Raw genomic sequence first — 13,316 nt, 5'->3', positions numbered from 1 at the left:
CGGCTCGCGCGGGGACATCCGCGGAAGAAATGCCGCGCGACCCGCTCAGCCGGGGACGTTGCCCTCGGCCGCCGCCTCGTCCGCGAAGGCCGCCACGGCGCGGGCCTGCCGCGCGTCGTCCCAGCCCAGCTCGGCGCCCATCGCGGCCGCCGCGCGCGCCACCGCGTCGGGCGTGCCGGCCAGCGCCCGCGCGGCCGTCAGGCCCAGGCGCGTGCGCCGCAGGAGCGCGTCGCCGACCGTCCGCGCCTGCTCGCGGCGCGCCGCGTGGACGACCTCGGCCAGCAGGTCCGGCTGCCCGGCGACGACCGGCCGGGCGTACTCGCCGCGCTCGGCCGCGATCGCCAGGACGTCGTGCGCGGCGTGGCCGTAGCGGGCGGCCAGCGGCGCGTAGGCGTCGTCGTCCACGCCCTCCACGCGCGGCAGCTCGGAGGCCTCGATCGCCTGGCCGAGCGGGATCTCGTGCGTGCGGCAGGGCGCGTCGCGGGCCTCGCGCTCGACCAGCCGATCGACGGCCATCTTGGCCATCCGCCGCCACGTCGTCAGCTTGCCGCCGGTGATCGTGACCATGCCCGACGCGGTCTCGTACAGCTCGGCCTTGCGCGAGATGTCCACCGACTTGCCCGCGTCGGCGCTGCTGATCAGCGGCCGGACGCCCGCGAAGGCGCCGGTGATGTCCGACGTCGTCAGCTCGGTGGCGAAGAACTCGTTGACGGCGTCCAGCAGGTACTCGAGGTCGTCGTCGGCGGGCCGGACGTGGTCGAGGTCGGTCGCGTCGTAGTCGGTGTCGGTCGTGCCGACGAGCGAGCCGCCCAGCCACGGCAGCGCGAAGATGAAGCGCCCGCCGCCGGCCGGGACGATCGCACCGACGTTCAGCGGCAGGTCCTCGCGGGCGAACGTGACGTGCGTGCCGCGCGAGGGCCGGATGATCGGGACCTCGGCGGCGTCGTGCAGCTCCTCCGGCCGCAGGCGGTCGGCCCACACGCCGGTGGCGTTGACGACGTTGGCCGCGCGGATCACGAACGGCTCGGCGGCCTCGTCGTCCGCCGGCCGGACCCGCACGCCCCGCGCGCGCCCGCCCTCCTCGACCAGCTCGGTCACCAGCAGCCCGTTGGCGCAGACCGCGCCGAAGCGCTCGGCCTCGGCCAGGACGGTGAGGACCAGGCGGCTGTCGTCGGTCTGGCAGTCGTAGAACAGGTAGCCCGACGTCGGTTCGCGCGGCGCCAGCGCCGGCAGGCCCTCGACGACCTCGTCGGCGTCGATGATCCGGTGGCGGTCCGGGGACCAGTAGGTCGTCTCCCCGCTGCCGCGCCGGCCGCGGCGCGTCGCCGACATCACGTCGTACAGGTTGAGGCCGACGCCCATCATGCGGTCCGGCCGCGCGCCGTCGAACGCGGGGACGATCAGCGGCAGCGGCTTGACGAGGTGCGGCGCCAGGCCGACCATGATCTGGCGCTCGATCAGCGCCTCGCGCACCAGGCCGAGGTCGAAGTTCTGCAGGTAGCGCAGGCCGCCGTGGACGAGCTTGGAGGACCGCGACGACGTGCCGGACGCGTAGTCGTGGCGTTCGACCAGCGCGACCGAGTAGCCGCGCGTGGCCGCGTCCAGCGCGACGCCGGCGCCGGTGATCCCACCGCCCACGACGACGACGTCGAACTCCTCGGCGGCAAGCGCGTGGACGGCGGCGGCACGGTCGATCATCGGGCTGAGCAGTGTGCCAGTACCGTCGGTCGCGCCATGCCCGACGCCTACCTGGTCCTGTTCGTCGCCGACGCCGCCACCGACGGCCACGCCGACGCGCTGCGGGCGGCGGCGCGCCGCGTGGAGGGCGCCGGGTTCTTCGACGATCCGGACGGGGGCGAGATTCGCACCGTGGGCACCTACGTGCGCGCGCGTGAAGTCGTAGAGGGGCTGGCGCTGCTGCGCGAGGTCGCGGCAATCTCGGCCGCGCTCGGGGTGCGCTTCGAGGTCCAGCACGCCGAGGCGATCCTGGGCCTGCTCGTCGAGGGCCACCCGGACGCGTCCCTGGCCCGCCACCTGGGGGACATCCCCGAGCCCCTCTAGGGTCATCCCGGATGGTGCGCGGGCGCGCGCCACGGGATCGTGGATGCCATGTCCGAGGACCAGACCACCACCTCCTCCCCCGCGCGGCCGGAGCCTCCCCGCCGTCTGCTGCGCTCCCGCGACGAGCGCGTCGTCGGCGGCGTCTGCGGCGGCCTGGCCAAGTACTTCAACGTCGACCCGCTGATCTTCCGGATCGCGGCCGTCGCGCTGGTGTTCGTCGGCGGCTTCGCGATCGTCGCCTACATCGCGGCGCTGCTGCTCGTCCCCCAGGACGACGGCACCGGTCAGCCGGTACCCGGCAAGCCCGGCCGCTTCTCGACGATCGTCGGCGCCGTCACGATCGTCGTCGCGGGCATCCTCCTGATCAACGGCGACTGGGGCATCGGCTCCGGCTGGGTCTTCGGCGCGCTGGTGCCGACCGCGATCCTGGTCGTGATCCTCGCCGTCGCCGGGCAGCGGCTGCTGGCCACGCGCGGCGAGAGCCGGCCCGCGGCCGGGCGGATCGTCGGCGCCGCGCTGATCCTGCTGGCGATCCTCGTCGGCACGGTCATCCTGGCGGCCTCCTCGGCGATCGCCACCGCCGCGGGCGGCGGCACGGTCGTCGCGATCGTCGTCCTGGCCCTCGGCGTCGCGCTCGTCGGGCTCTCGTTCCAGGACCGCCGCGCGCGCTGGCTGGTCGTCCCCGCGCTGGCGATCGCGATCCCCTCGGGCGTCGTGCAGGCCGCGGGCGTCAAGGCCGACAACGGCATCGGCCAGCGCTCCTACCTGCCGGCGACGATCGCCGACCTCAAGCCGTCCTACGAGCTCGGCGTCGGCCAGCTGGTCGTCGACCTGCGCCAGATGGACTGGCCGAAGGGCGAGACCGCGCACGTCAAGGCCAAGGTCGGGATGGGCCACCTGCTCGTGCTCGTCCCGCGCGACGCCTGCGTGCAGGCCGACACCCACAACGGCCTGGGCTACGTCGGCGTGCTCGGCGAGGAGGGCGGCGGCGCCGACGTCGACGACCAGCACGGCACGATCGCCCGGGCGCCCGGGCGCAAGCTGGTCCTGGACGCCGACATGGGCATCGGGGCGGTCGAGGTCCTGCACGTCCGCCACGACAGCGGGAACTGGGACCACGGGCACCACGGCGACACCATCACCGACGGGTTGGCCGCCGCGGGCTGCGCCGGGGAGCGGGCGTGAGGCCGAACTACGCCACGCTGATCTCCGGCCTCGCCGTCCTGGTGCTCGGAACCGTGCTGCTGCTCGACCAAGCCGGTCAGCTCAACCTCGACTTCGGCTCGCTGGCCCCGACCGTGCTCGCCGTGCTGGGCGTCGTCCTGCTGGTGGGCGGGCTGGCCAAGCGCGATGGCGCGTGACCGGTCATCCTTGCGACCTCCGATGGCGTTGCCTGCCGGCCGAGCGCGGCGCATGATCCTGTCGTGAGCGCCGACGTCGCCGCCCCCACCGCTCACCCGCGGCGCCCGCCGCCGCGGCGCGACGACGACCGCAAGGTCATCGCCGGCGTCGCCGCCGGCCTCGGGCGGTGGCTGAACGTCGAGCCGGTGATCGTCCGGGTCGCGGTGGTCGTCCTGACGGTCGTGCCGGGCATCGGACTGCCGCTGTACATCGCGGGTTGGATGCTGATGCCGACCTCCGACGGCGGTCCCGCCGTGGCGGCGCGCCTGCGCACCCGGCCCGGCGCGTGGCAGATCAGCGCGGGCGTCGCGTGCCTGACGCTCGCGGGCCTGCTGGTCCTGCGCGAGCTGGGGCTGTGGTGGAGCGACGCGATCGTCTGGCCGTTTGTGCTCGCCGCCTCGGGCCTGGCGATGCTGTGGCGCCAGACGACCGGCCGGGAGCGGGAGCGGGAGCGCGAGCGGGAGCGGGAGAAGCCGGGCGCGGCGCTGACGGCGAGCGCGCCGGGGGCGACGCCGGGGTCCGCGGGCGGTGTCGGGGCCGGGGCCGGAGCCGGCGCGGGCGCCGGATCCGGCGGGGCGGTCGGCGCGGGCGCGGCTGCCGGCGCGGCCGTGGGCGCGGCGCCGCGCCGTCCCCTGGGCGCCGGCCTCCCCGAGCGCCTGCGCTCGATCTACCAGGGCGGCTTCGCGATCGCGCTCGTCATCGGGGCGGCGCTGCTGTTCCTGCAGGCCAACGGCCTGCTCAGCGGCGTGCGCGACGTCGTGCTGTCGTTCGTGGTCGTCGCGCTGGGCCTCGGGCTGATCCTCGCCCCGTTCTGGCTGCAGCTCTACCGCAACCTCACGACCGAGCGCAACGCGCGGATCCGCTCCCAGGAGCGCGCCGAGGTCGCCGCGCACCTGCACGACTCCGTGCTCCAGACGCTGGCGCTGGTCCAGAAGCGCGCCGACGACCCGCGCGCGGTCGCGACGCTGGCCCGCCGCCAGGAGCGCGAGCTGCGCGCGTGGCTGAGCGGCGCGCCGGAGGCCCGCCCCGACGAGCGGCTGGCCGACGCGCTGCGCGCCGCCGCGGCCGAGGTCGAGGAGGCCCACGGCGTGCCGGTCGAGGTCGTCACCGTCGGCGACCGCGACCTCGACGACCGCCACCGCGCGCTGGTCGCCGCCGCGCGCGAGGCGCTGGCCAACGCGGCGCGCCACAGCGGCGCCGCGGAGATCGCCTTGTTCATGGAGGTCGAGGACGGCCGGACCGAGGTCTTCGTCCGGGACCGCGGCCAGGGCTTCGCCCCCGCGGCGGTCGGCGCCGACCGCCGCGGCGTGCGAGAGTCGATCGTGGGCCGGATGGCGCGCCACGGCGGACGCGCGACGGTGCAGAGCACGCCCGGATCGGGCACGGAGGTGGAGCTGGTGATCGCGGATGGCTGAGACGGGGACGTGCCCGCGGGTGGTGCTGGTCGACGACCACGCGCTGTTCCGCGCCGGCGTGCGCAGCGAGTTGGAGGGGTTGGTCGAGATCGCGGGCGAGGCCGGCGACGTGGACGGCGCCGTGGCGACGATCGCCGCGGTCCGGCCCGACGTCGTGCTGCTCGACGTCCACCTGCCCGGCGGTGGCGGCGTGGAGATCCTGCGCCGGCTGGCGACCGAGGCCCCGGGCGCCAAGTGCCTGGCCTTGAGCGTCAGCGACGACCCCGAGGACGTCATCGCGATCATCCGCGCGGGCGCCCGCGGCTACGTCACCAAGACGATCTCCCCGACCGAGCTGGCCGACGCGATCCGCCGCGTGCAGGACGACGACGCGGTCTTCTCGCCGCGCCTGGCGGGCTTCGTGCTCGACGCGTTCGCCTCGGGCGGCGGCGGCGGAGGAGGAGGCGCGGGCGGCTCGGCCGCCGAGGTCGCGGCCGCCGACGCCGACCTCGACCAGCTCACCCCGCGCGAGCGCGAGGTCCTGCGCCACATCGCCCGCGGCTACCTCTACAAGGAGATCGCCCAGCGCCTGGGGATCTCGGTCAAGACCGTCGAGGCGCACGTCTCCGCGGTGCTGCGCAAGCTCCAGCTCTCGACCCGCCACGAGCTGTCGCGGTGGGCGGCGGAACGACGCCTGGTCGACTGAACGCATAAGTTCTCCGGGCTCATGCCCCGCACCTACCTCCTCACCGGCTTCCCCGGCTTCCTCGCGGGCCGGCTCGTCCCCCGACTGCTGGCCGACGACGAAGAGGCGCGGATCGTCGCGCTCGTCGAGCCCCGGATGGTCGAGCGCGCCCGCGCGCTGGCGCCCGACGGCGTCGACATCCAGCCCGGCGACATCACCGACCCCATGCTCGGCCTCGACGAGCGGACCTACGAGCGGCTGACCGCCGACGTCGTCAAGGTCTTCCACCTGGCCGCGGTCTACGACCTCGCCGTCGGCGCCGACCTCGCCGAGCGCGTCAACGTGACCGGCACCCAGCACGTGGTCGACTTCTGCGGACGCTGCGCCGACCTCGAGCGCCACCACTACATCTCGACCGCCTACGTCGCCGGCACGCGCTCGGGCCTGGTGCTCGAGGACGACCTCGCCAAGGGCCAGGACTTCAAGAACTTCTACGAGTCCACCAAGTTCGCCGCCGAGGTCGTCGTGCGCGCGCGGATGGACGAGATCCCGACGACGATCTACCGCCCGGCGATCGTCGTCGGCGACTCCCGGACCGGCGAGACCCAGAAGTTCGACGGCCCCTACTACCTGCTGCGCACCTACGCGGCGGCCAAGGGCCCGCTGCTGCAGATCGGCCGCGGCGACGCCGCGTTCAACGTCGTGCCGGTCGACTTCGTGGTCGACGCGATCGCCGCCGGCGCGCGCGACCCCGAGGCCGTCGGCCACACGCTGCACCTCGTCGACCCCGAGCCGGTCTCGTCCTTCGAGCTGGCCCGCCTGCTGGCGCTGGAGTACGCGGGCAAGGAGCCGTCGCTGCCGCTGCCGCCCGGCCTCGTGGACCGCTCGTTGAAGTACAAGCCGATCCGCAGGATGTTCGGCGGCCCGCCGCGCGAGTCCATCATCTACCTCAACCACCCCGTGACGTTCGACGTCACGCAGGCGGCCGAGATCCTGGGCCGCAACGGCCTGCGCTGCCCGCGCTTCCCGGAGTACGTCGGCGCCATGGTGTCGTTCTTCAAGGCCCACGAGGACGACGACGCCTACCGGCCCGCGCACGAGAAGTAGCGCGGGGCTCGGGCCATGGCGCGCGGCTAGGCGGGCGCGCGCAGGCCGTCGATGAGCAGCTCGACGAACGCGTCGGCGCGCAGCTCGGACCGGTTGCGCGCCGAGTAGACCGCGCCGACCGCGCACATGAGGGCCGGGATGTCGGCGACGGTGAACGTCGCGCGCATCCGGCCCTGGGCCTGGGCGCGGTCGATCATCCCGCCGAGGATCTCGACGACGACGTCGCGCTCGGCGGCGGCGATCGCCAGCGCCTCGTCGTCGTCGACCCAGTGGACGCGCTGCTGGAGCGTGGCGTCCTGCGCGATCTGGGCGAAGGTCTCGCGCAGGAAGCCCTCGAACGCGGTCCAGCCGTCAGGCTCGTCGGCCCAGCGGCGCGCGATCTCGGCGTGCCCGCGGAACTTGGCGGCGAGTAACTCCCCCAACAACGCCTGCTTGGTCGGGAAGTGCCGGTAGACCGTCCCGACGCCGACCTGCGCGCGGCGCGCGACGTCGTCCATCTGGGTCCCCGCGCCGCACTCGGCGAAGAGGGCGCGCGCGGCGTCCACGATCCGCTCGCGGTTGCGGCGGGCGTCGGCGCGAAGCGGCTTCTGGGGCTCCGTGGAGGCCACCGGTCCGCACTGTAGCGCGGCCCCTTGACAAGCGGAACCGCATCTCCGTATTGTCCGGGCCCTCCCCAAGCAAGGTCCATAACCCGGAGGCTCTCCCCCTTTGTCTTCCTCCGCCGCTCCCTCCAACAAGTGGCTCGCGCTCGCCCTCTTGGCGACCGCGCAGTTCGTCATCGTCCTCGACGCGTCGATCGTCAACGTCGCGCTGCCGTCCATCGGCAAGGACCTCAACTTCTCCCAGGACGACCTGTCCTGGGTTGTCAACGCCTACACGTTGACCTTCGGCGGCTTCCTGCTGCTCGGCGGCCGCCTCGCCGACCTGCTCGGCCGGCGCCTGATGTTCATCGCGGGCCTCGCGCTCTTCGCGCTGGCGTCGCTGGCCGGCGGCCTCGCGCAGAGCGAGATCTGGCTGATCGTCGCCCGCGGCGTGCAGGGCCTCGGTGCCGCGCTGGTCTCCCCCGCCGCGCTCTCGATCGTCACCACGACCTTCAAGGAAGGCTCCGAGCGCAACACCGCGCTGGGCGTGTGGGGCGCGGTCGCGGGCTCCGGCGGCGCCGCCGGCGTGCTGCTCGGCGGCATGCTCACCGAGTGGGCGGGCTGGGAGTGGGTGCTGTTCGTCAACGTCCCGATCGGCATCGCCGCCGCGCTGGTGGCGCCGCGCCTGCTGGCCGAGTCGCGCGACGCCGACCGCGAGCGGAACTTCGACCTCGCGGGCGCCGTGACCGTCACGGCCGGCCTGGCGCTCGGCGTCTACGCGCTGGTCGACGCCAACAACGCGGGCTGGACGTCCACGCAGACGCTCGTGCTCGGCGCGGTCTCGCTCGCGCTGCTGGGGCTGTTCGTGGTCGTCGAGAACGCCTCGCGCCACCCGCTCGTCCCGTTCGGGATCTTCCGGCTGCGCTCGCTGCGCGGGTCCAACGTCGTCGGCCTGCTGATCGGCATGTCGCTGTTCGCGATGTTCTTCTTCATCTCGCTCTACCTCCAGCAGGTGCTGGGCTACAGCGCGCTGAAGACCGGCCTCGCGTACCTGCCGCTGGCGTCGCTGATCATCGTGTCGGCGGGCGTCGCCTCGGCGCTGGTGACCAAGATCGGGTTCAAGCCGACGTTGATCATGGGGTTGCTCTTCGTCGCGGCCGGCCTGCTGTGGTTCTCGCGGGTCTCGGCGCCGGGCGGCTCCTACGTCGGCGACGTGCTGTTCCCGTCGATGCTCGCCGCGATCGGCCTCGGGCTCTCGTTCGTGCCGGTCACGATCGGCGCGGTCACGGGCACCAAGCCGGAGGAGGCGGGCCTGGCCTCCGGGCTCATCAACACCTCGCAGCAGGTCGGCGGCGCGCTCGGCCTGGCGATCCTCTCCTCGATCGCCAACAGCCGCACCGAGGACGTGTTCGCCTCCGGCGAGCGCAACCCGGCGGTCGCGCTGACCGAGGGCTTCCAGACCGCGTTCACGATCGGCGCGTGCTTCGCGCTGGCGGGCGCGATCCTGGCGGCGGTGCTGATCTCCTCGCGCGACTCGCGCGAGCAGGCCGAAGCCGCCCGGCGCGGCGACGCGCCGCAGCCCGCGGTGGCCTGACCAAAGCTTCGCGCCCCGCGACCAGCGGGGCGCGGACCAACTGCGTGGTCCTCTGCCGAGTGGGCCGCGCTTGAGGCGGGGGCGGCGCGTGGTGGCGCCGCCCCCGCCGCCTTTTTCGCGGCACTACGCTTGCGGGACACCCGATGCCTGACCTCGACCTCCGCGCCTCCGACGACGACCGCCAAGCGGCGATCGACCGCCTCTCGGCGCATTTCCGCTCCGGCCGCCTCGACGCCGAGGAGCTGGAGGAGCGCACCGCCGCCGCCAACGCGGCCAAGACCTACGGCGAGCTGGCCGCGCTGGAGGCCGACCTGCCGGCGCCGCCCGCGCCCGTGCCCTCCCGCGTCAAGCAGACCGGCGAGAAGCTCGCGGGCGCGCTGGCGTTCTCGGCGATCTTCTGGGTGATCTGGCTGGCCACCGGCGCCCACGGCTTCGTCTGGCCGCTGATCCCGACCGCCGTCGCGCTGCTCGGCGCGCTGGGCGAGGACGGCAGCCGCGATCGCCGGCGCCACCACCACGGTCGCCACCGCCACCAGCGGCGTCCGCCGCGCCGCCTGCCGTAGGCCTCAGGCGACCGGCTCGCGCGGGCGCCAGGAGTCGCGGGCGCGGTCGAACGCGTCCCAGTCGATCGGCATCGGCGGATCGTCGTCGGGGCCCTCGCCCCCGCCGCCTCCGCCGTCGTCCCAGCCGTCGTCGTCGTCGCGACGGCGGTTGACCCACGCGGCCAGGCACAGCGCCTCGACGCCGCAGATCACGAACGCGCCGGCCATCCCGTCCTGGTTCTCCAGCAGCGCCTCGCCGGCCAGGATGTACAGGCAGATCGCCAGGCCCACGAGCGTCCGGGCGAGCCGGTCGTGGGCTCGTCGCGCGGGCACTCCGAGGAAGGCTCGGGCGACCGAGAGGACCAGGGCGACGGCAACGATGGCCTTGATCTCGAGCGGCAGTGCGCTCACGCCGTTGAGGCTACCCCTCTGGGCCGCCGCTTGAAAGGGGTCCGGGGCGGCAATTGCCCGCCGCCCCGGACCAGAGCGGTGCTAGAGGATCTTCAGCTCCTCGGTGATGCCTTCCACCGAGGACTTCGCGTCGCCGAAGAGCATGCTGGTCTTCGGGTTGACGAACAGCGGGTTGTCGATGCCGGCGTAGCCGGAGCTCATCGAGCGCTTGAGGACGATCACCGACTGGCTCTCGTCGACGTTGAGGATCGGCATGCCGTAGATCGGGCTGTCGGCCTTGTTGCGGGCGTCGGGGTTGGTGACGTCGTTGGCGCCGATGACCACGGAGACGTCGGTCCGGCTGAACTCGCCGTTGATGTCGTCCATCTCCTTGAGCTGCTCGTAGGGCACGTCGGCCTCGGCGAGCAGCACGTTCATGTGGCCCGGCATGCGGCCCGCGACCGGGTGGATGGCGTACTTGACCGTCACGCCCTTGGCCTCCAGGAGCTTGGCCATCTCGCGAACGGCGTGCTGGGCCTGCGAGACCGCCATGCCGTAGCCGGGGACGACCACGACCTGGCGCGCGTAGGCCATCTGGATGGCGACGTCGGCCGCGCTGGTGGAGCGCACCGTACCCGACGCGCCGCCCGCGCCCGCCGCGGCGGCGACCTCGCCGCCGAAGCCGCCCAGCAGCACGGAGGTGATCGTGCGGTTCATCGCCACCGCCATCTGCTGCGTGAGCAGCGTGCCGGAGGCGCCGACGATCATGCCCGCGACGATCAGCGACGTGTTGTTGAGCGCGATGCCCGTCGCGGCGGCCGACAGGCCCGTGAAGGCGTTGAGCGTCGAGATCACGACCGGCATGTCGGCGCCGCCGATCGGCAGCACCAGGAAGTTGCCCACCAGCGCGGCGGCGACGAGCAGGACGATGATCAGGATCTCGCTGTGGCTGCCGGCGACGATCGCCACGCCACAGGCCACCGCGACCAGCAGCAGCGCGCCGTTGACCAGCACCTGCGCGCTGCCGAACGGCTTGACCGGCTTGCCGTCGATCAGCTCCTGCAGCTTGGCGAAGGCGATGTTCGAGCCCCAGAAGGAGACCGAGCCGATGATCGCGGCAAAGCAGCTGAAGATCGCCACGTAGGTCGGCACGTCGGCAAAGCCGCCGGAATCGCGGAACTCGACCCACGCGATCAGCGCGACCGCGCCGCCGCCCACGCCGTTGAACAGCGCGACCATCTGCGGCATCTGGGTCATCTTGACCTGGCGCGCGGCCGGGACGCCGACCGCGGTGCCGATCGCCACGCCGAGGATGATCAAGACGATGTTGCTGACGTGCGGCACCAGCAGCGTCGCGATGACCGCGATCGCCATGCCGACCGCCGCGATGCGGTTGCCGCGCACCGCGGTCTTCGGGCCCGTCAGGCCGCTCAGCCCGTAGATGAACAGGCCGAAGCTGATGATGTAGAGGACCGCGACGAAGTTGCGATCCGTGATGAAGCTCGACGCGATCACTTGACGTCCTCCGAGCCGGCCTCGATCTGGTCCTTCGGCTTGGCCTTGAACATCTCCAGCATGCGGTCGGTGACCAGGAAGCCGCCGACGACGTTGATCGTGCCGAAGGCGACCGCGATCACCAGCAGCAGCTTGTTCAGGAACCCGTCGGCCTCACCGGTGACCAGGATCAGGATGCCGCCGAGCACGACGATGCCGTGGATCGCGTTGGTGCCCGACATCAGCGGCGTGTGCAACGTGTTGGGCACCTTTGAGATCACGAAGTAGCCGACAAACGCGGCCAGCCCCAGCGTCGCGAGATTGGTCAGCAGCATCAGTGCAGCGCCTCCGCGCGAGCCTCGGCGGTCGTCGGCGCCGGCGGCTGCTGCAGCGCGGCGCCGCGGACGACGCAGGCGGCGGCGAGGATCTCATCCGACAGGTCGAGCGCCAGTCGCGGTCGCCCCTCGCCGTCGCGGGCGATGATCAGCTCGAGCAGCGCCTGCACGTTGCGCGCGTACAGCTGCGAGGCGTGCTCAGGAACGGTCGCCGGCAGATTGAGCGGCGAGACGATCGTGACCGACCGGCGGACGACGGTCTCGCCCGGTTGAGTCAGCTCACAGTTGCCGCCGGTCTCGCCGGCGAGATCGACGACCACGCTGCCCGAGGCCATCTGCGCGACGGCGTCGGCGGTCACCAGCCGCGGCGCCGGCCGCCCCGGCACCAGGGCGGTCGTGATCACGATGTCAAAGCGCGCGATCGCGTCGCTCAGCGCCTGCTGCTGGCGGTCGCGCTCGACGTCGGTCAGCTCTCTGGCATATCCCCCTTCGCCGGCTGCTTGGATGCCGAGCTCGAGCCACTCGGCGCCGACCGAGCGCACCTGCTCGGCGGCCTCGGGCCGCACGTCATATCCGGTCGTCCGCGCGCCGAGCCGACGCGCCGTCGCCAGCGCCTGCAACCCGGCGACACCGGCGCCGAGCACCAGCACCCGCGCGGGCGGGATCGTGCCCGCCGCCGTCGTCATCATCGGCAGCAGCCTCGTCGCATGCTCGGCCGCTTCGATCACGGCCTTGTATCCCGACAGGCTCGCCTGCGAGGACAGCGCGTCCATCGCCTGCGCGCGGCTGATCCGCGGGATCGACTCCATCGCAAATGCGGTCACCCCGCGCTGGCGCAGCAACGCCAGCGTGTCGGTCGCGGTCAGCGGCGCCAAGAACCCGACGAGCACCGCGTTGGGCGCCAGCCGGGCGATCTCCTCGCCACTGGGAGGCGCGATCGTCACCACCACCGCGGCGCCCCAAGCGTCATCTGACAGCGTCGCGCCGGCGTCGGTGAACCGCCGGTCGTCGATCAGCGCGCCGGCTCCGGCGCCCGGTTGCACGAGCACCTCAACGCCTGCCGCCACGAGACGGCGGATGACGTCGGGGACGAGCGCGACCCGCCGCTCGCCGTTGCGACATGCCGCCGGAATCCCGATCGTCAGCGTACGCGGATCGGCTGTCATGACGGCACCGTCGCAGCACCGACGCGGACGATCATCGGGGCGCGACCGCGACAACGATCCGTAGTTGCTCACAGCAGCGCCGACGAGCCGTATGTGGCCACGGCATGGTGCTGCGGCGAGGTCCAGCCACGCCCTGCATTCTTGGGGGCGATTCACGCAGCTGTAAGCGGGAAATCACGGATGGCAGTCCGCGAAGCTCGGGACATCATCCAACCGTCTGCACACGGGCCGTTGGACGCTCCTCAGACGAGGGACTGCGGCGCTGACGCGCGTCGACCCGAGATCCTGCTCGAGGCGACAACACTGCGATCTGAAAAAAGGGAACCGATGGGCGTCACCAATGAGAAATCTGCGGAGCGGTTCGATACCAGCGACGTGCGAGTGGCCGGATGCAGCACTCCAAGTCGGTTTCGCTCCAAGACCACGCCGATGATCGAGGTTGAGGCGCTCAGCAAACGGTTCGGCGCCACCGAGGCGCTCACCGCAGTCGACCTTGTGGCGCCGAAGGGAACCGTGGTGGCGTTACTCGGTCCCAACGGTGCCGGCAAGACGACGCTGGTGCGGAT

General features: G+C 72.9%; 15 protein-coding genes. 9 read left to right on the top strand and 6 right to left on the bottom strand.

All coding sequences use genetic code 11. From position 1 onward, the window contains the following. Positions 1 to 45: 45 nt before the first annotated feature. The gene (locus VFG42_RS01930; RefSeq protein WP_324904680.1) at positions 46 to 1,698 is read right to left on the bottom strand and encodes a glycerol-3-phosphate dehydrogenase/oxidase; all 1,653 of its coding nucleotides are present in this window, start codon (positions 1,696 to 1,698) and stop codon (positions 46 to 48) included. A gap of 36 nt (positions 1,699 to 1,734) precedes the next feature. Here VFG42_RS01930 and VFG42_RS01925 point away from each other — a divergent pair, with 36 nt between their 5' ends. The 6 genes from VFG42_RS01925 (at position 1,735) to VFG42_RS01900 (ending at position 6,648) form a co-directional block, all read left to right on the top strand. After that, positions 1,735 to 2,061 (top strand): hypothetical protein, encoded by a 327-nt coding sequence (locus VFG42_RS01925; RefSeq protein WP_324904678.1) that lies wholly within the window; start codon positions 1,735 to 1,737, stop codon positions 2,059 to 2,061. A gap of 48 nt (positions 2,062 to 2,109) precedes the next feature. Next, on the top strand, positions 2,110 to 3,246 hold the full coding sequence (locus VFG42_RS01920; protein WP_324904676.1) for a PspC domain-containing protein: 1,137 nt from the start codon (positions 2,110 to 2,112) through the stop codon (positions 3,244 to 3,246). Then, complete coding sequence (locus VFG42_RS01915; protein ID WP_324904674.1) at positions 3,243 to 3,422, top strand: hypothetical protein; 180 nt, start codon at positions 3,243 to 3,245, stop codon at positions 3,420 to 3,422. The genes VFG42_RS01920 and VFG42_RS01915 overlap by 4 nt, the downstream gene beginning before the upstream one ends. Positions 3,423 to 3,485: 63 nt before the next feature. Next, positions 3,486 to 4,877: a PspC domain-containing protein gene (locus VFG42_RS01910; RefSeq protein WP_324904672.1), complete on the top strand. Its 1,392-nt coding sequence runs from the start codon at positions 3,486 to 3,488 to the stop codon at positions 4,875 to 4,877. Next, the gene (locus tag VFG42_RS01905; RefSeq protein ID WP_324904670.1) at positions 4,870 to 5,562 is read left to right on the top strand and encodes a response regulator transcription factor; all 693 of its coding nucleotides are present in this window, start codon (positions 4,870 to 4,872) and stop codon (positions 5,560 to 5,562) included. The genes VFG42_RS01910 and VFG42_RS01905 overlap by 8 nt, the downstream gene beginning before the upstream one ends. A gap of 21 nt (positions 5,563 to 5,583) precedes the next feature. Continuing rightward, a complete protein-coding gene (locus VFG42_RS01900; protein ID WP_324904668.1) occupies positions 5,584 to 6,648 on the top strand; it encodes an SDR family oxidoreductase in 1,065 nt (354 codons plus the stop codon). A 26-nt stretch (positions 6,649 to 6,674) separates the two neighbouring features. Here the strand turns inward: VFG42_RS01900 and VFG42_RS01895 are convergent, their stop codons facing one another. Beyond that, positions 6,675 to 7,256: a helix-turn-helix domain-containing protein gene (locus VFG42_RS01895; protein ID WP_324904665.1), complete on the bottom strand. Its 582-nt coding sequence runs from the start codon at positions 7,254 to 7,256 to the stop codon at positions 6,675 to 6,677. A gap of 100 nt (positions 7,257 to 7,356) precedes the next feature. On the opposite strand from VFG42_RS01895, the gene VFG42_RS01890 reads away from it, so the two are divergent. Together VFG42_RS01890 and VFG42_RS01885 are read left to right on the top strand one after the other, a co-directional pair. Further along, positions 7,357 to 8,823 carry an MFS transporter gene (locus VFG42_RS01890; protein WP_324904663.1) on the top strand — a complete coding sequence of 489 codons (1,467 nt, stop codon included), beginning with the start codon at positions 7,357 to 7,359 and terminating at the stop codon, positions 8,821 to 8,823. 143 nt (positions 8,824 to 8,966) lie between these two features. After that, positions 8,967 to 9,386: a DUF1707 domain-containing protein gene (locus VFG42_RS01885; protein WP_324904661.1), complete on the top strand. Its 420-nt coding sequence runs from the start codon at positions 8,967 to 8,969 to the stop codon at positions 9,384 to 9,386. Positions 9,387 to 9,389: 3 nt separating this feature from the next. On the opposite strand, the gene VFG42_RS01880 is transcribed toward VFG42_RS01885, so the two are convergent. From VFG42_RS01880 to VFG42_RS01865, 4 genes are all read right to left on the bottom strand, one after another. Next, a complete protein-coding gene (locus VFG42_RS01880) occupies positions 9,390 to 9,776 on the bottom strand; it encodes a hypothetical protein (protein WP_324904659.1) in 387 nt (128 codons plus the stop codon). A gap of 81 nt (positions 9,777 to 9,857) precedes the next feature. Then, a complete protein-coding gene (locus tag VFG42_RS01875; protein ID WP_349260371.1) occupies positions 9,858 to 11,252 on the bottom strand; it encodes an NAD(P)(+) transhydrogenase (Re/Si-specific) subunit beta in 1,395 nt (464 codons plus the stop codon). Between the two features lie 14 nt (positions 11,253 to 11,266). Next, entirely contained in the window at positions 11,267 to 11,584 is a 318-nt protein-coding gene (locus VFG42_RS01870) for an NAD(P) transhydrogenase subunit alpha (protein ID WP_324904655.1), read from the bottom strand. Then, positions 11,584 to 12,750 (bottom strand): Re/Si-specific NAD(P)(+) transhydrogenase subunit alpha, encoded by a 1,167-nt coding sequence (locus VFG42_RS01865; RefSeq protein ID WP_349260370.1) that lies wholly within the window; start codon positions 12,748 to 12,750, stop codon positions 11,584 to 11,586. Before VFG42_RS01865 ends, VFG42_RS01870 begins: the two co-directional genes overlap by 1 nt. Positions 12,751 to 13,077: 327 nt before the next feature. Between VFG42_RS01865 and VFG42_RS01860 the strand changes: the two genes are divergently transcribed. Then, positions 13,078 to 13,316, top strand: a 239-nt coding sequence (locus VFG42_RS01860) for an ATP-binding cassette domain-containing protein (RefSeq protein WP_324904651.1), incomplete at its 3' end; no start/stop codon positions are given.

Source organism: Baekduia sp., from assembly GCF_035685985.1.
Taxonomy (GTDB): Bacteria; Actinomycetota; Thermoleophilia; order Solirubrobacterales; family Solirubrobacteraceae; genus Baekduia.
Note: the sequence above shows the minus strand (reverse complement) of the source record. Positions and strands in the feature narration are given on the sequence as shown.